20 protein-coding genes and 1 pseudogene are annotated in these 16,172 nt (G+C 71.2%); 18 read left to right on the top strand and 3 right to left on the bottom strand.

The window, feature by feature from the left end:
- From OJ997_RS34670 to OJ997_RS34660, 3 genes are all read left to right on the top strand, one after another.
- The coding region (locus OJ997_RS34670; RefSeq protein WP_270030019.1) for a coiled-coil domain-containing protein at positions 1 to 1,746 on the top strand (1,746 nt) is incomplete at its 5' end.
- Positions 1,743 to 2,183: a hypothetical protein gene (locus OJ997_RS34665; protein WP_270030018.1), complete on the top strand. Its 441-nt coding sequence runs from the start codon at positions 1,743 to 1,745 to the stop codon at positions 2,181 to 2,183. The genes OJ997_RS34670 and OJ997_RS34665, both read left to right, overlap by 4 nt.
- Positions 2,180 to 2,524, top strand: coding sequence for a VOC family protein (locus tag OJ997_RS34660; protein WP_270030017.1), 345 nt, complete (start codon positions 2,180 to 2,182; stop codon positions 2,522 to 2,524). Before OJ997_RS34665 ends, OJ997_RS34660 begins: the two co-directional genes overlap by 4 nt.
- Here OJ997_RS34660 and OJ997_RS34655 read toward each other — a convergent pair.
- Both OJ997_RS34655 and OJ997_RS34650 read right to left on the bottom strand, forming a co-directional pair.
- Positions 2,521 to 2,853, bottom strand: coding sequence for a hypothetical protein (locus tag OJ997_RS34655; protein ID WP_270030016.1), 333 nt, complete (start codon positions 2,851 to 2,853; stop codon positions 2,521 to 2,523). The two genes, OJ997_RS34660 and OJ997_RS34655, sit on opposite strands and share 4 nt — an antisense overlap.
- Positions 2,854 to 2,874: 21 nt before the next feature.
- Positions 2,875 to 3,321, bottom strand: a complete 447-nt coding sequence (locus OJ997_RS34650) for a GNAT family N-acetyltransferase (RefSeq protein WP_270030015.1) — start codon at positions 3,319 to 3,321, stop codon at positions 2,875 to 2,877.
- 31 nt (positions 3,322 to 3,352) lie between these two features.
- Here OJ997_RS34650 and ftsY point away from each other — a divergent pair, with 31 nt between their 5' ends.
- From ftsY to OJ997_RS34635, 3 genes are read left to right on the top strand one after another with little or no spacing between them, the layout of a single operon-like run.
- Positions 3,353 to 4,348: a signal recognition particle-docking protein FtsY gene (gene ftsY, locus OJ997_RS34645; RefSeq protein WP_270030014.1), complete on the top strand. Its 996-nt coding sequence runs from the start codon at positions 3,353 to 3,355 to the stop codon at positions 4,346 to 4,348.
- A 22-nt stretch (positions 4,349 to 4,370) separates the two neighbouring features.
- Positions 4,371 to 4,799, top strand: coding sequence for an NfeD family protein (locus OJ997_RS34640; RefSeq protein WP_270030013.1), 429 nt, complete (start codon positions 4,371 to 4,373; stop codon positions 4,797 to 4,799).
- 13 nt (positions 4,800 to 4,812) lie between these two features.
- Positions 4,813 to 5,874 (top strand): SPFH domain-containing protein, encoded by a 1,062-nt coding sequence (locus tag OJ997_RS34635; protein WP_270030012.1) that lies wholly within the window; start codon positions 4,813 to 4,815, stop codon positions 5,872 to 5,874.
- Here OJ997_RS34635 and sthA read toward each other — a convergent pair.
- Positions 5,871 to 7,280 (bottom strand): Si-specific NAD(P)(+) transhydrogenase, encoded by a 1,410-nt coding sequence (sthA, locus tag OJ997_RS34630; protein WP_270030011.1) that lies wholly within the window; start codon positions 7,278 to 7,280, stop codon positions 5,871 to 5,873. The two genes, OJ997_RS34635 and sthA, sit on opposite strands and share 4 nt — an antisense overlap.
- 20 nt (positions 7,281 to 7,300) lie before the next feature.
- On the opposite strand from sthA, the gene ffh reads away from it, so the two are divergent.
- The 12 genes and pseudogenes from ffh to dprA all read left to right on the top strand — a co-directional run bounded on the left by ffh (position 7,301) and on the right by dprA (position 16,065).
- Positions 7,301 to 8,632, top strand: coding sequence for a signal recognition particle protein (ffh, locus tag OJ997_RS34625; protein WP_270030010.1), 1,332 nt, complete (start codon positions 7,301 to 7,303; stop codon positions 8,630 to 8,632).
- Between the two features lie 26 nt (positions 8,633 to 8,658).
- Positions 8,659 to 8,901 carry a 30S ribosomal protein S16 gene (rpsP, locus tag OJ997_RS34620; protein ID WP_270030009.1) on the top strand — a complete coding sequence of 81 codons (243 nt, stop codon included), beginning with the start codon at positions 8,659 to 8,661 and terminating at the stop codon, positions 8,899 to 8,901.
- 9 nt (positions 8,902 to 8,910) lie between these two features.
- Positions 8,911 to 9,144 carry a KH domain-containing protein gene (locus OJ997_RS34615; RefSeq protein ID WP_270030008.1) on the top strand — a complete coding sequence of 78 codons (234 nt, stop codon included), beginning with the start codon at positions 8,911 to 8,913 and terminating at the stop codon, positions 9,142 to 9,144.
- Between the two features lies 1 nt (position 9,145).
- A complete protein-coding gene (rimM, locus tag OJ997_RS34610) occupies positions 9,146 to 9,610 on the top strand; it encodes a ribosome maturation factor RimM (protein WP_270030007.1) in 465 nt (154 codons plus the stop codon).
- On the top strand, positions 9,600 to 10,283 hold the full coding sequence (trmD, locus tag OJ997_RS34605; RefSeq protein ID WP_270030006.1) for a tRNA (guanosine(37)-N1)-methyltransferase TrmD: 684 nt from the start codon (positions 9,600 to 9,602) through the stop codon (positions 10,281 to 10,283). The genes rimM and trmD overlap by 11 nt, the downstream gene beginning before the upstream one ends.
- Positions 10,284 to 10,326: 43 nt before the next feature.
- Positions 10,327 to 10,677, top strand: a pseudogene (gene rplS / locus OJ997_RS34600) (50S ribosomal protein L19); the annotation flags it as partial.
- A 193-nt stretch (positions 10,678 to 10,870) separates the two neighbouring features.
- Positions 10,871 to 11,485, top strand: coding sequence for a signal peptidase I (gene lepB, locus OJ997_RS34595; protein ID WP_270030005.1), 615 nt, complete (start codon positions 10,871 to 10,873; stop codon positions 11,483 to 11,485).
- On the top strand, positions 11,379 to 12,125 hold the full coding sequence (gene rnhB, locus OJ997_RS34590) for a ribonuclease HII (RefSeq protein WP_270030004.1): 747 nt from the start codon (positions 11,379 to 11,381) through the stop codon (positions 12,123 to 12,125). The genes lepB and rnhB overlap by 107 nt, the downstream gene beginning before the upstream one ends.
- Positions 12,126 to 12,152: 27 nt before the next feature.
- The gene (locus OJ997_RS34585) at positions 12,153 to 12,836 is read left to right on the top strand and encodes an alpha/beta hydrolase (protein ID WP_270030003.1); all 684 of its coding nucleotides are present in this window, start codon (positions 12,153 to 12,155) and stop codon (positions 12,834 to 12,836) included.
- A 74-nt stretch (positions 12,837 to 12,910) separates the two neighbouring features.
- Positions 12,911 to 13,276, top strand: coding sequence for a YraN family protein (locus OJ997_RS34580; RefSeq protein WP_270030002.1), 366 nt, complete (start codon positions 12,911 to 12,913; stop codon positions 13,274 to 13,276).
- 79 nt (positions 13,277 to 13,355) lie between these two features.
- A complete protein-coding gene (locus OJ997_RS34575) occupies positions 13,356 to 14,870 on the top strand; it encodes a YifB family Mg chelatase-like AAA ATPase (RefSeq protein ID WP_270030001.1) in 1,515 nt (504 codons plus the stop codon).
- 112 nt (positions 14,871 to 14,982) lie between these two features.
- Positions 14,983 to 16,065, top strand: coding sequence for a DNA-processing protein DprA (gene dprA / locus OJ997_RS34570; protein WP_270030000.1), 1,083 nt, complete (start codon positions 14,983 to 14,985; stop codon positions 16,063 to 16,065).
- Positions 16,066 to 16,172: the final 107 nt, after the last annotated feature.

The following is a 16,172-nucleotide window of genomic DNA, read 5'->3' as shown; positions in this document are numbered from 1 at the left end:
CCCGCCGCCTCCGGCGCGCCCTCGGCGCCCGCGGCCACGTCGGCCGCCGCCGGCGCTCCCTCGCCGCCCGCCGCGAGCGCCGAGCCCCTTTCCGCCCACATCAAGGCCGGCGGCGACGAGGCCGTGCAGGCCCTTGCCGCGGCGATCCTCGCGGACGTGTGGGTCGTCGAGTCCGTCGACGGGCTCGATCCGGCCTTCGCGGGCATCGCGGTCACCAAGGACGGGCGCGTGTGGTCGCCGCGGACGCGCGAGCTGCGCCAGGTCTCACCCGGCGGGCACGACCGCGTGCTCAAGGAGCGCAACCGGCGGGACGCGCTCGTCGCGCAGGTCGACGAAGCCGCGCGGGCGGAGAAGGGCGCGCTGGACGCCGTCGAGGCCGCGCAGGCCAAGGTCGCCGAGGCCGACGCCGCGCGCGAGGGCATCGACCGCGAGGCCCGCGCCGCCCAGCGTGAGCGCGACGAGGCCGCCGAGGCCGAGCGGCACGCGCGCTGGGTCATCCAGCAGCGCCGCTCCGCGCCCGACGAAGGGCCGAGCGCCGACCGCAAGGCGCAGGTGGAGTCGCAGATCGCCACGGAGCGCCGTTTGAAGGAGCGGGCCGACCGCGAGCGTGCGGAGCGGGCGCGCCGGCTCGAGCACGAGGGGCAACGGCTCGCGCGCGACCAGCAGCTCAAGCCGGTCGCCGAGCGCTTCGTGGCCGCGCTGAAGACCGTGCAGTCCGCCGTCGCCAACCGCGTCGAGGTGCTCGAGGCCGAGCTCAACGCCGACAAGGCCGCCGGCGAGCAGCTCGCCAAGGAGCTGCGCGAGTGCGCGGCCGAGGAGTCCCGCGTCCACGGCCGCCTGCGCGAGCGCGGCGAGGCCGTCACGCGCGGCGAGGTCCAGGCGCAGCGCGCCCGCGACCATGCCGAGGACGTCGAGGCCGAGCTCGTCCGGCTCGCCGAGAAGCTCGGCCTGGAGCCGGAGCCGTCGGAGGAGACGCTGGCTGAGGACGAGCGCTCGCACCTGAACAAGACGATCGAGCGCCTGCAGCGCCGCCGTGAGCAGCTCGGCCCGGTCAACCCGCTCGCGCAGGCCGAGTACAAGGAGGCGCTCGAGCACGTGCAGGAGCTCGAACGCCAGCGCGAGGACCTCGAGACGGCGATGCGCGAGCTCGCGCAGCTGATCAAGGACACCGACCGCCGCATCAAAGAGGCGTTCGAGGAGACCTTCGCCGCCGCGGCCAAGAACTTCGAGGAGGTCGTCGGGCACCTTTTCCCGGGCGGCCGCGGCGCGCTCCGGCTCGTCCACGAGGACTCCGGCCCGCGGCCCGTGCTCGGCGGCGTCGTCGATCCCGACGGCGAGGCGTCCGAGCCCGAAGAGCCCGAGGAGGGGGAGACCCCGGAGGACAAGCTCGGCGTCGAGATCGAGATCACGCCCGCGGGCAAGTCCACCAAGCGCCTGACGCTGCTGTCCGGCGGCGAGAAGACGATGACGTCGCTCGCGTTCCTGTTCGCGGTGTTCCTCGCGAAGCCGTCGCCGTTCTACATCCTCGACGAGGTCGAGGCGGCGCTGGACGACCTCAACATCGACCGCTTCCTGCAGGTCCTGCGCGGGTTCAGCGACCGCGCGCAGTTCATCGTCGTCACCCACCAGAAGCGCACGATGGAGGCCGCGGACGCCCTGTACGGCGTGTCCATGGCGGGGAACGGGGTCTCGAAGGTAATCTCGCGCAAGCTCCCGAAGCCGGCCGACGAAGAGGTTGCAGCGTGATCGACGAACTCACCAACGGAAACGGCGCTGAAGCGCACTCGACGCACATCGTCGGCGCCCACCACGTCTACAAGTCGGTCGCCGTGGACGGCTCCGTCGGGGTCGTCGGCTCCGCGGGCGTCATCGGCGCGGCCGGGGTGGTCGGCTCCGCGGGCATCGTCGGCGCGGCCGGCATCGTCGGCAGCGCGGCGGTCACGGGCTCGGCGGGCGTCGCGGGCTCCTCGGTGGTCGTCGGCTCCGCGGCCGTGGTCGGCAGCGCGGCCGTCGCGCTCTCGGTCGGCGTCGTCGGCAGCGCGGGCATCGTCGGCGGCCTCGGCAACGTCGGCTGCTCGGGCTGCGTGGCCTGCATCGGCTGCACGAACTGCAAGGGCTGCGTGGGCTGCATCGGCTGCAGCGGCATCACCGGCGGCGTCGGCCTCATCGGCGTCCACAGGTGACCATCCGCCGCGCGGTCCCGAACCTCCTCGTCCACGATCTGGAGGCGGCGCGCGAGTTCTACGCCGGTTTGCTCGGCTTCGACGTCGTGATGGACGAGCCGGGGTTCATGCAGTTCGCGTCGCCGAGCAACCCGACGGCGCAGATCACGATCGGCTCCGAACGCGGGCTCGGTGTCGCGGACGTGACCGTGGAGGTCGCGGATGTGGACGCGCGCCATGCGGACGCTGTGCGCCGCGGGCTGGAGATCGTCTACCCGCTGACCGACGAGCCGTGGGGCATCCGCCGCTTCTTCGTCCGCGCGCCCGGCGGCCAGGTCATCAACGTCGCCGCCCCGATCTAGAAGATCAGCACGAGCAGCGCCACGAAGGCGAGCACGGCCAGCAACGTCATGGTTGCGACCGTCGTGGCCGCGACGATCGCCGCGCCCTTGCCGACCCGCACGATCTGGCGCGAAGCGTGCGTCGGGAGCCGCCGCTCGGCCATGAGCTGGAACACCGCGCCCAGGAAGCCGGCGCCGTACTCGGCCCGCTCGGCCTCCATCACGCGCGCCTGCCAGCGCTCGCACATCGCGCGTGCCTCGCGCCGCGCCCGGACGGAGCGACGCGGCAGCGTGTGCAGCCGGGTCTCCCAGTACGAAAGCGATTCACGGGCTTCCACAAGAGCAGGCATTGCCCGACCCAGGATACCGGCTCAAAGCGCCTTCTCGCCCCAAAACACCGCGTACGAGTTGCCGTTGTAGTCGCCGATCTCCTCGTAGCCGGCCTCGCCGTACATCCGCCGCGCGACGTCCATGTTCGCGGCCGTATCCAGCCGCACCCGCGCGTATCCGAGCTCCCGCGCCGCGTCCTCCAGCGCCGACAGCAGCCGCCGTCCGTGCCCGCGCCCACGGGCGTCCGGGAGCGTGTACATCCGCTTGACCTCGGCGACGTCCGCGCTGAGCCGCCGCACGCCGCCGCCCGCGACCGGCACGCCGTCCTCGAGCACGATCACGTACGCCCCGTCGGGTGGGTTCATCTCGGTCGGGTCGACCGTCGACGTCGTCTCCGGCGTCACGGGGCCGAGATCGGCCTCCACGTACGCCTCCATCGCTACCAAGAGCTCCTGCGCGACTTCGGAGTCGCCACGTATCCGCCGCACCTCGATCACGCCTCGTATCCTGCCGAACCGCATGGCCAGAGACTGGTACGACCTCTTCCTCCTCGACCAGGCGCCCCCCGAGGCGCCCGACGAGCCCGAACGTGAGGAGAAGCGCCGGGGCTTCTTCAAGCGACTGCGCGAGAACATGCGCAAGACGCGCGAGGCGCTCGCGGCGGAGGTGCAGGCGACGCTCTTCGAGGGTGACCTCGACGAGGAGACCTGGGAGCGCCTCGAGGAGGCGCTGATCTACGCCGACGTCGGCGCCAAGACCACCGCCCAGGTGGTCGAGGAGCTCGAGCGCGAAGCCGAGGAGGGCGCGCTCGTCGGCGGTGAGGCGCTCACGAACCGGCTCGCCGAGATGCTCGCGGAGCTCGCCAAGACGGGCGACGAGAAGATCGATCTGCGGCCCGACCCGACGGTCATCCTCGTGGTCGGCGTCAACGGCACCGGCAAGACGACGACGATCGGCAAGCTCTCCTGGCACCTGCGCAACACGCTCGGCCTGACGGTCGTGGTCGGCGCGGCGGACACGTTCCGCGCCGCCGCCGTCGAGCAGCTCGAGCGCTGGGGCGAACGCGCCGGCGTCGACGTCGTCAAGGGCCCGGAGGGCTCGGATCCCGGCGCGGTGGCCTTCGACGCGATCGCCCGCGGCCGTGAGCGCGGCGCCGACGTGATCATCATCGACACCGCCGGTCGCCTGCACACGCAGACGAACCTGATGGAGGAGCTGACCAAGGTCCGGCGCGTGATCACCAAGCAGATGCCGGACGCGCCGCACGAGACGCTGATGACCGTGGACGCCACCACGGGCCAGAACGGCGTCCGCCAGGCGAAGCTGTTCGGCGAGGCGGTCGGCGTGACCGGGATCATCCTCACCAAGCTCGACGGGACGGCCAAGGGCGGCATCGCGCTCGCCATCGCCAACGAGCTCAACATCCCCGTCAAGCTGATCGGGATCGGGGAGCAGCTGGAGGATCTGCGGCCGTTCGATCCCGACGACTTCGCGCGAGCGCTGCTCTCCGCGTAACCCCTCGTATACGATCGACCCAGTGGATGCCTGGGTGATCTGGCTGATCGTGGCGGTGGTGCTCGCAGTCGGCGAGATCGCCACCACGAGCTTTTTCCTGGCCCCGTTCGCGGGCGGAGCGGCCGCGGCGGCCCTGCTCGCGGCCGCCGGTGCGGGCACGACGGTCGAGGCGGCGGCGTTCCTGGTGGTGTCGCTCATCCTGTTGGCGGCGCTGCGACCGGTCGCGCGCACCCACCGCCTGTCGAAGGCGGTCAAGACCGGCACCGCGGCTTTGGTCGGCCAGAGCGCGATCGTCATGGAGCGCATCTCCAACGACGAGGGCGTCGGCTGCATCAAGCTCGACGGCGAGATCTGGACCGCGCGTGCCTTCGACGACGAGATGGTCATCGAGCCGGGCACGAAGGTGCACGTCCTCGAGATCCGGGGCGCAACCGCGCTCGTGAGCGAGTAGGAGAGGGGACCGCATGACCGCAGGCTTGATCGCCTTGATCGTGCTGATCGTGTTCTTGTTCATCGTGGCGGCCTCGGGCGTGCGGATCGTTCCGCAGGCACGCGCGGGCGTCGTCGAGCGGCTCGGCCGCTACAGCCGCACGCTGGAGCCGGGGCTGACGCTGATCGTCCCGTTCATCGATCGCGTCAAGCCGCTGATCGATCTGCGCGAGCAGGTGGTCACGTTCCCGCCGCAGCCCGTGATCACCGAGGACAACCTCGTGGTCGGGATCGACACGGTCATCTACTTCACGGTCACCGACCCGCGCGCCGCGACCTACGAGGTCGCGAACCCGCTGCAGGCGATCGAGCAGCTCACGGTCACCACGTTGCGCAACGTGATCGGCGGCATGACGCTCGAGGAGACCCTGACCTCCCGCGACAGCGTCAACAGCCAGCTGCGCGCCGTGCTCGACGAGGCGACGGGCCGCTGGGGCATCCGCGTCGGCCGCGTGGAGCTCAAGTCGGTCGAGCCGCCCCGCACGGTGCAGGAGGCGATGGAGAAGCAGATGCGCGCCGAGCGTGACCGCCGCGCCACGATCCTCACCGCCGAGGGCGTCAAGCAGTCGCAGATCCTCACCGCCGAGGGCGAGAAGCAGTCCGCCGTCCTGCGCGCCGAGGGTGCGCGGACCGCCGCGATCCTCAAGGCCGAGGGCGAGGCGAAGGCGATCGAGACCGTCTTCAACGCGATCCACGAGGGCGCGCCCGACCAGGCGCTCCTGCAGTACCAGTACCTGCAGACCCTGCCGCAGCTCGCGCAGGGCGACGCGAACAAGATCTGGATCATCCCGTCCGAGTTCACGTCCGCCGTGTCCAGCATCACCGAGCAGCTCACGGGCGGCGCGAAGCCGAAGAAGCCCAAGGGCGCCACCTCGATGGACGAGATCGACGAGCGTGCCCGCAAGGACGCCGAGGAGGCCGCCCGCGCCGCCGCCGCGGCTACGGCGGAGGCCGAGAGCGCGACCAGCCCGACCGTCGGGACCCCGGCGGCGCCGCGCGAGATCCCGCCGGCGCCTCCGGCCCCGACGAACTCCTAGAGCGACTTGTCGAAGGCCGCCATGCCCTTGATGCGGTTGTCCGCGTCGAGGGCGGCGACCTTGTAGGACTCCGCGAACGTCGGGTAGTTGAAGACCGCGGTCACGAGGAAGTCGAGCCCGTTCGCGCCGCTGGCCATCACGGCCTGGCCGATGTGGACGAGGTCGGTGGCGCTCGTGCCCAGCACGTGGACGCCGAGGATCGAGCGGTCCTCGACCGAGACGAGCAGCTTGAGCATGCCCTCGCGGTCGCCGGAGATCACGCCGCGCGCGAGCTCGCTCCAGCGCGCGATCCCGCACACGTACGGGACGGCGCGGTCGGTCAGCTCCTCCTCGGTGCGGCCGACCATGGCCAGCTCGGGGATCGCGTAGACGCCGGTCGGGATCAGCTGCGGGAGCTGCGTGATCGGGCGCTCGAACGCGGTCAGCGCCGCGATCCGGCCCTGCTCCATCGCGGTGGCCGCGAGGCCGGCGCCGCCCGCGCAGTCGCCGACGGCGAAGATGTGCTCGACCTCGGTGCGGTAGGCCTCGTCGACCGTGATGCGGCCGCGCTTGTCGGCCTTCAGGCCGGCCTTGGCGAGCCCGAGCTTCTCCGTGTCGCCCTGGCGGCCGGTGGCGTAGAGGACGGTCTCGCTCACGATCTCCTTGCCGCTGCCGAGCTTCAGCCGCGCGCCGCGGCCCTCCAGCGCGTCGACGGCCTCGACCTTCTCGCGCAGCCGGAAGGTGACGTTGCGGCGCCGCAGCAGGTACTGGAAGGCCTCGCCGATCTCGCTGTCGAGGAAGGTCAGCACCCGGTCGCGCTGGTCGACGACCGTCACCTTGGTGCCGAGCGCGCCGAACATCGACGCGTACTCGACGCCGATCACGCCCGCGCCGACGACGGTCATCGTCCGCGGCACGCGCTGCGCGAGCTTGAGCAGCCCGTCGGAGTCGATGATCGTGCGGTCGTCGAACTCGACCGTGGACGGGCGCGCGGGGCGCGTGCCGACGGCGATCACGATCCGCTGCGCTCGCACGGGCTCGTCGCTGCCCTCGATCTGGACCGTGTTGGCGTCCACGAACGTCGCGGCGCCCTGCAGCAACCCGACGCGGTTGCGGCGGAACTGCTCACGCGTGATCGCGGTCTCCGCGGCGACGACGGCCGCGGCCCGGTCGAGCAGCTGCTCGATCGCCTCCTGCTCGGTCTCCTCGACGCGGGTCGGATCCAGCACGTCCAGCGGACGCGTGGCGAGCTGCTCCAGGGTGGCCTGGCGCAGGGTCTTGGAAGGAATGGTCCCGGTATGGATCGAGACCCCGCCGAGGCGGTTGCGACGTTCGGCAACGGCGACACGCTTGCCGAGCTTGGCTGCTTGGATGGCGGCGCGCTGGCCGCCCGGACCCGAGCCGATGACGAGAAGATCGAGCTCCACGGCGGGTACAGTCTCACACCATGTTCGATTCGCTCTCGGAGAAGCTCCAAGGCACCCTGGCGGGGGTGCGTCAGCGCGGCGCGCTGACCGAGGACGACATCAACAAGGCCATGCGCGAGATCCGCCTCGCGCTGCTCGAGGCCGACGTCAACTTCAAGGTCGTCAAGCAGTTCACGAGCTCGGTCAAGGAGCGCGCGCTCGGGCTCGAGATCACCAAGCAGCTCAACCCGGGCCAGCAGGTCATCAAGATCGTCAACGAGGAGCTGACGGCGCTGATGGGCGGCCAGTCGGCCGGCATCACGTTCTCGCCGCGCCCGCCGACGGTGATCCTGATGGCGGGCCTGCAGGGCTCGGGCAAGACGACCGCCACCGCCAAACTCGCGAAGCTCCTCAAGGAGCAGAACAAGTCGTCCGTGGCCGTCGCGGCGTGCGACGTCTACCGCCCCGCCGCCGTGGACCAGCTGATCAAGGTCGGCGCCCAGGCGGGCGCCACGGTCTACGAGCAGGGCACGGACAAGGACCCGGTGGAGATCGCCGGGTGGGCGCTCGAGCAGGCCAAGAAGGACGGCAAGGACGTCCTGATCGTCGACACGAGCGGTCGCCTGCACGTCGACGAGGCGCTCATGCAGGAGCTCGCGAACATCAAGAAGCGCGTCAAGCCGCACACCGTGCTGCTGGTCGTGGACGCGATGACCGGCCAGGACGCGGTCAACGTCGCCGAGCAGTTCGGCGAGGTCGCCCAGTTCGACGGCGTGATCCTCTCCAAGCTGGATGGCGATGCTCGCGGTGGTGCCGCTCTGAGCGTCAAGGCCGTCACCGGCAAGCCGATCCTGTTCGCGTCCACGGGCGAGAAGCTCGGCGACTTCGAGAAGTTCCACCCGGACCGGATGGCGCAGCGCATCCTGGGCATGGGCGACGTGCTGTCGTTCATCGAGAAGGCCGAGCAGCAGGTCGACCAGGACGAGGCCGCCGAGCTCGAGCGCAAGCTCCGGAAGAACCAGTTCACGCTCGAGGACTTCCTCGACCAGCTCAAGAAGATCCGCCGCATGGGGCCGCTGACGTCCCTGCTGGGCATGATCCCGGGCCTGGCGGGCCACCAGCTCTCGAAGATGAACGTCGACGAGAAGGAGCTCGATCGCGTCGAGGCGATGATCCTCTCGATGACGCCCTACGAGCGCCGGCACCCCGAGCTGATCAAGGGCTCACGCCGTCTGCGCATCGCCAAGGGCTCCGGCATGACCGTCCAGCAGGTCAACCAGCTGGTCAAGCAGTTCGACCAGATGCGCAAGCTGATGCGCGGCATCCAGCAAGGGAAGATGCCCGATCTCGGGCAGATCATGCGGCAGCGCTGAGCGAGTCGCTATCCTGCTCGGCCGATATGGCAGTCAGCATGCGACTCACCCGCGTTGGCGGGAAAAAGGATCCCCAGTGGCGGGTGGTCGTCGCCGATCGCCGTTCCCCGCGGGACGGCCGGTTCATCGAGACCCTCGGCCGCTACAACCCTCAGACGGAGCCTTCCACGATCGTGCTCAACGAAGAGCGCGTTCGTTACTGGATCTCCAAGGGCGCGCAGCCCTCTGAGCCGGTGCAGAAGCTCATGAAGATTCAGGGCATCCGCTAAATCACGCCTGTGCGCGAGCTGCTTGAGTACCTCGCGCGGTTGCTGGTCGACCACCCTGAAAAGGTGACGGTCGAGGAGTACGACGAGGACGACGGTACGCTCGTCCTCGAGCTTTCGGTGGATGATGATGACTACGGACAGGTCATCGGACGCGGCGGGCGAACCGCCCAAGCCCTCCGCACGGTCGTCAAGGCCGCCGCGGTCAAGGACAATCGCCGCGTCCTCATCGACATCGTCGAATGACGTGCTGACGGTCGGCCGTGTCGGCCGACCGCACGGGCTCGACGGTTCCTTCTACGTGGTCGATCCGGCTCCGGAGCTTCCGGCGTCCGGCGGCATCGTCTCCGGGCGCCGCATCGTGCGGCGTGCGGGCACGTCCCAGAAGCCGATCCTGCGGTTGGAAGGCTCTGCGTCTCGTGAGGACGCGGAAGCGTTGCGCGGGCTCGAGCTGACCGTCCCGCGTGAGGACGGCATGCTCGAAGAGGGCGAGTTCTGGGCCGAGGACGTCGAGGGCCTGGAGGTCGTCAGCGGCGAAGTGGCGGTCGGCGTCGTCCGGCGCATGCTCGCGCTGCCGTCGGTCGAGGTGCTCGAGGTGGAGCGCGTCGACGGCTCGCAGCTGCTCGTGCCGCTGGTCCGCGACTGCGTGCGCTCGCTCGACCTCGAGGCGCGGCGGATCGACATCGACCTGGAGTTCCTCGGTGAAGGCTGACGTCTTCACGTTGTTCCCGCAGTGGTTCGACTGGTTCCGCACGCAGCGGCACGTCGAGAACGCGTACGCGCTCGGCCATTCGGTCGACGCGATCGACTTCCGTGAGACCACGCCGCTCAAGTGGGGGCAGGTCGACGATGAGCCGTTCGGCGGTGGCGCGGGCATGGTCCTGCGCGTCGACACGATGGAAGCCGCGCTTCGGGCGCGCTACGACGAGGATCCGGTGTCGGTCAAGGAACGGCGCCGCGTGATCGCGCTGACGCCGTCCGGGCGGCTGCTCGACGACGCGCTGGCCACCGAGCTGGCCGCGGAGGACGAGATCACGCTGCTGTGCGGCCGTTACGAGGGCTTCGACGAGCGCATCCTCGACCACTTCGTGTCCGACCAGGTGTCGATCGGCCGCTACGTCCTGGCCGGCGGCGAGCTGGCGGCGATGGTCGTACTCGATACTGTGCTGCGCAAGCTGCCGGGTGTTCTCGGTGACGACCAGTCCGCGATCGAGGAGTCCTACTCCGAGGCGCTGGACGGCGCACCCGAGTACCCGCATTACACAAGGCCGGCGGATTGGCGTGGCTGGGCGGTTCCTGACGTCCTGCTATCTGGTCACCATGCCCGCGTCGAAGAATGGCGTCGGGCGCAATCCAGGGCGCGCGCCGAGCGTCCGCTACCATGACCCGTCGCCCGAGAGCACCGTTCGCCCGAGGGAATTTTTAGCCATGAGCACTGTTATCGACACTCTCGAGCGCACTCAGCTGCGCCGCGTCCCCCGCTTCCAGCCGGGTGACCGCGTCAAGGTCCACTTCCAGGTCATCGAGGGCTCGCGTCGCCGTACGCAGGTCTTCGAGGGCGTTGTGATCAAGCGCCAGGGCGAGGGGGTGCGCGAGACCTTCACGGTCCGCAAGCAGTCCTTCGGCGTGGGTGTTGAGCGCACGTTCCCGATCCACTCGCCGAAGATCGAGAAGATCGAGGTTGCCGCCCGCGGCGACGTCCGGCGCGCAAAGCTCTACTACCTCCGCGGTCGCGTGGGCAAGCGTGCCCGCGTTCGCGAGCGCCGTTACACGGGCCCCGAGGAGATCGTCCAGCGCGGTGTGCTGTACGACCCCGCGGCGGAGACGGCTGCGGCCGTCGATGCCGAGGTTCCGGGGGAGGCCGTCGACGAGCAGGCGCTCGCCGAGGCCGAGGTCGCTGAGACGCAGGCGTCGGTCGACGCTGAGTCGGCGACCGCCGGTGACGAAAAGCAGAGCTAGGGAGTACCGAGACGTGGCGACCAAGAAGGGGTCGTCCTCGACCTCCGGGTCGCTCGTCGAGCTGGTCCTGATCGTCGCGGTTGCCCTGGGTCTCGCCCTGGGCATCCAGGCCTTCCTCGTCAAGCCCTATCGGATTCCGAGCGAGTCGATGGTGCCGACGCTCACGGTTGGCCAGCGTGTGCTGGTCAACCGGATCGGCGAGCGCTTCACGCATCCGTCCGTGGGAGACATCGTCGTCTTCCACCCGCCGCAGGGCGCGACCACCAACACGTGTGGCTCGGGCGCGCCCGCCGCTGGTTCACCCTGCGACAAGCCCACGGCGGACCGCGCGGACGTGAACTTCATCAAGCGCGTCGTCGCCGGTCCCGGTGACCGGATCGCGATCGAGGACGGCCACGTCATCCTCAACGGCAAGCGTCAGACGGAGAACTTCATCCGCCCGTGCAAGCCGGATCAAGCGTGCGAGTTTCCGACCGAGATCAAGATTCCGGCCGACCACTACTTCATGATGGGCGACAATCGTGGCGAGTCTGACGACAGCCGGTTCTGGGGACCCGTCCCCGAGAAGTGGATCATCGGCCAAGCCTTCGCGACCTACTGGCCGCCGGGGCGCATCGGCCTCCTCTAAGAAGCCGTCGGGCTCGCGCCTGTTCAAGTACGACCGCGAGCTCGGCTTCCGGTTCGTCGCCGGCGCGGACGAGGCCGGCCGTGGCTGCCTGGCCGGCCCGCTGGTCGCCGCGGCGGTGCTGTTCGACTACGAGACGTTGTCGCTGTCGGACCGGCGCACGCTGAGCGCCCTCAACGACTCCAAGCAGCACTCGCTGGAGATGCGCGAGCTGCTGTACCCGCGCGTCCTGCGAGCGGCCGCCCGCGTGTCGGTCACCTCGCGCTGCGTGCGCGGAATCGACGAGCGCGGGCTGCACAAGACGAACCTCGCGGCGCTGTCGGACTGCCTGCGCCGCGTCGGCGTCGAGGGCGGCATCTGCCTCTCCGACGGCTTCCCGGTGCCTCCGACCGGGTTCGAGCAGCGCCACGTCGTCGGCGGCGACGCCACCTCGGCCGCCATCGCCGCGGCGTCCGTGATCGCCAAGGTCACGCGTGACCGCTTCATGCAGCGGATGGAGCAGCAGTACCCGGGCTGGGAGTTCGGCGCCCACGTCGGCTACTCGACACCGGAACACCGCGCGGCGATCGAGAAGCTCGGCGTCTCGCCGCTGCACCGGATGTCGTTCCAGTCGATGGCCTACCAGCAGCTCGCGCTGTCCTAGCGCCGAGTTCCCCACTAGGTTGGGGGAATGGCCACCTTCGTCCTCGTCCATGGTGCCTGGCACGGCGGCTGGTGCTGGCGCGACGTCGCCGCCGAGCTGTCCTTCGCCGGCCACGACGTGCTCACGCCGACCTCGTCGGGCCTGGCCGAGCGGCGCGCTCTGGCCGCTTCGGCCACGTTGTCGGCCCACATCGACGAGCTGGCGGGGCTCTTGTACTTCGCGGACCTGCGCGAGGTCGTGCTCGTCGGCCATTCCTACGGCGCGCTGGTCGTCACCGGCGCGGCCGCGCGTGCGCACGCGCGCATTTCGCGCCTGGTCTACGTCGACGGGATGATGGCCGAGGACGGCCAGTCGATGTTCGACCTGCTCGTCCCGGCGCGGCGCAAGTGGTACGAGGAGGCGACGTCGGGTGGCGTCGTCGTCCCGCCCGCGCCCGAGGCGCTCGGGATCGGTCCGGACCGCGCCGACTGGGTCGCCGACCGGCTCTCCCCGCAACCGCTGGCGACGCTGACCGAGCCGCTCGCCGCCCCGTCGTTCCCGCCGCTGGCGCGGCAGTACATCCGCTGCACCCAGGGGCCGCTCACCGGCTCGTTCTCGGGATTTGCGACCCGCCTGCGTGACACCGCGGGCTGGGACGTCATGGACTTCGACAGTGGCCATGACGCGATGATCACCCGCCCCTTGGACCTCGCGGCCGCGCTGGTCACTTAATTGGCAAAGACGCTGCACTTAAGTCACATTTGCGCGTAGAGCCGTAACGGGGTCCGGCCATAGCTTCGTAGGCCATGACCGACGTCCGGCACACCGCGGGCCAGCAAGGCGAGGAGCACGCGGCCGCACACTTCGAGCGCCTCGGCTTCGAGGTGCTCGCGCGCAACCACCGCACCCGCTTCGGCGAGCTCGACCTCGTCGCCTACGACGGCTGCACCCTGGTGTTCGCCGAGGTCAAGACCCGCCGCTCGGACGACCGCGAGCCCTGGGAGAACCTGCACTTCGTCAAGCAGTCCAAGGTCCGCCGCATGGCGATCGCCTGGCTCACCGAAGCCGCGGGCCGCCCGTTCGGCGCCGCCCTGCGCTTCGACGGCGTCGCCGTGCTCGTCGACACCCGTGGCGGCCTCATCCGGCTGGACCACCTGGAGGCGGCGTTCTGATGCTCGCTCGAGTCACCGAAGCCGGCCCGCCGCCGCGGCGGGCCTCGCGCCGCCCGTGCATCGCGGGAGCCGTGTGCTGATGCTCGCCCGGGTCATCACCTTCGCCGTGGAGGGCGTCGACGCGCGGCGTGTCTGGGTCGAGGCCGACATCCGGCTCGGCCTGCCGGCGTTCACCGTCGTCGGGCTGGCGGACAAGGCCGTGCGCGAGGCGCGCGAGCGCGTGCGGGCGGCGCTCGTCAACTCCGGCTACGAGTTCCCGCTGCGGCGGATCACCGTCAACCTCGCACCGGCGTACCTGCGCAAGGTCGGCCCGGCGTTCGACCTGCCGCTCGCGGTCGCGCTGCTCGTCGCGTCAGGGCAGCTCGAGGCGGAGGCGGTCGAGTCGTGCGCGATCGTCGGAGAGCTCTCGCTGACGGGCGAGGTGCGCCCCGTGCGCGGGGCGCTCGCCGTCGCCGAGGGCACACGGCGGCACGAGCTCAAACGGCTGGTGCTGCCGCGCGCGAGGGCGCGCGAGGCGTCGCTGGTGCCGGATATCGAGATCGTCGGCGTGGAGTCGCTCACCGAGCTGGTCGCGACCATGCGCGGCGACGAGGTGCCCGCGGGGCTTCCCGTCGAGACGGTCGAGGCGCACGAGGAGATCCCGGACCTCGCGGACGTGCGCGGCCAGAACGGGCTCATCCTCGGCCTCGAGGTCGCGGCCGCGGGCGGGCACAACCTGTTCCTGCAGGGGCCGCCTGGCACGGGCAAGACGATGATCGCGCGGCGCCTGCCGTCGATCCTGCCCCCGCTCGGCCCGGAGGAGGCGATCGAAGTCACGCGCATCCAGTCGATCGCGGGCCTGCGCGGCGCGGCGGGCCTGGTGCGCGAACGCCCGTTCCGCGCGCCCCACCACACGGTCTCGGCCGCGGGGCTCGTCGGCGGCGCCAACCCGCCCCAGCCGGGCGAAGCGACGCTCGCCCATCGTGGCGTGCTCTTCCTGGATGAGCTGTCGGAGTTCTCGCGGCCCAGCCTGGAGTCGCTGCGCCAACCGCTGGAGGACGGTCACGTCACGATCGTCCGCGGCCAGCAGGTCATGGCCTTCCCGACGCGCTTCATGCTCGTCGCCGCGTCCAACCCGTGCCCGTGTGGCCTGGGCGGGCCGCGCTGCCAGTGCACCCAGGCCGATCTGGCCCGCCACCGCCGGCGGCTCTCCGGGCCGCTGCTCGATCGCATCGACATCCTCATGCGCGTCGAACGCCCGCCCTCGGAGGCGCTGCGCCGCCAGGCCGCACCGTCGTCCGCGACCGTGCGCGAGCGCGTCGTCGCTGCCCGCGAGCGCCAGGAGCAACGGCTCAGCGGCGAGCCTGAGACCTGCAACGCCCAGCTGACCTCCCGCCAGATCCGCGAGCTGGGCCAAGTCACTCCCAGCGCCCTGCGTCTGCTGGCAGAGCTCTATGACCGCTACAGCCTGTCGGCCCGTGGCCACACCCGGATCCTCCGCGTGGCCCGCACGGTCGCCGATCTCGATGGCTCAGACCTCGTCGGCCCGGAGCACGTCAACGTCGCGGCGAGCCTTCGCCTCGACGACTCGACGCCGCTGGCGGAGGCCGCGTGATGCCGCGCCGCACCCTCGGCCGTTCGCCCGGCTTGCGCACCCGCCTCGGCCCGGCGGGCGCACTCGTGCGGCCGCTGCTCGGACGTTCGCTTGCCGGTTCCGAGGTGAAGATATGACCGCTTGCGACGACTGCCTGCGCCGGACCGACCTGATCGGGGCGATCGCCGGCCGGCTCCAGATCGAGTTCAAGCAGCGGACCGCGCCTGGACGCGTGCTCGCGCTGCCGGACGACGAGCTGCTCGCGATCGGCGCGTCCGACGCGGTCACGCGTCGCTACGCGAGCTTCGACGCGTCGGCGGCCAGGACGCGAGCGGCGGCCGTGCGGTTGACGACCGTGTGCCGGTGCCGGGACGAGTACCCGGAGCGGCTCCGCGACCTCGCGGATCCGCCCGCCGTGTTGCACGTTCTCGGCGATCCGCGTGCGCTCGGGGACACCGACGGCGTCGGCGTGGTCGGCGCGCGGCGGGCGTCCGCGTACGGCTTGGATGTCGCCCGCGTGCTGGGCCGCGGGCTCTCCGCCGCGGACGTCACGGTGATCTCCGGGCTCGCGCTGGGCATCGACTCGGCCGCGCACGCCGGCGCGCTGGAAGGCCACGGCCGCACGGTCGGCGTGCTGGCCGGCAGCGCCAACGTCGCGTACCCGACGCGCGGGCACCGCCTGCACGCGGCGGTGGCGGAGCGTGGCGCGGTCATCTCCGAGCTGCCGCCCGGCGCGAGCGCCCACCGCTGGTGCTTCGTCGCCCGCAACCGGATCATCGCTGCGCTGTCGGCGGCCACCGTCGTGGTCCAGGCCACCGAGCGGTCGGGCTCGTTGACGACTGCCGACTTCGCGAACGAGCTGGGCCGCGCCGTCGGCGCCGTCCCGGGCCAGGTCACCACGCGCCTCTCGGGCGGCACGCACTCCCTGATCCTGGCGGGCGCGCCGCTGATCCGCCACACCGCCGACGTCCTCGAGCTCTTGGCGGGCGCGACGGGACGCGTCTTCGGCGAGGCCGACACACGCGCGCCGACGCCGCCGCTCGAGCCGCGCCTGGCATTGCTCCTCTCCGCGATCGAGCAGGGCCACGGCACGCTCTCCGAGCTGGCCGAGACGGCGGAGGAGGCACGCTTCGCCCTGTCCGGCCTCGGCGAGCTCGAACGCCTGGGCCTCGTGCGCCGCGGGTTCGCGGGGAGGTGGGAACGCGCGGCGGCCTGACGGACACAGCCGCGGGAGCGCGGGCCGCACGGCGTGTCGTCCGCGCTGCCGGCGCGGCTCGCCGCTGGCGTGCTTCCCGCGGCACCGTGCGGCCCGCGCCGCGTGTT

This window comes from Solirubrobacter phytolaccae, from assembly GCF_027587195.1.
Lineage (GTDB): Bacteria > Actinomycetota > Thermoleophilia > Solirubrobacterales > Solirubrobacteraceae > Solirubrobacter > Solirubrobacter phytolaccae.
Note: the sequence above shows the minus strand (reverse complement) of the source record. Positions and strands in the feature narration are given on the sequence as shown.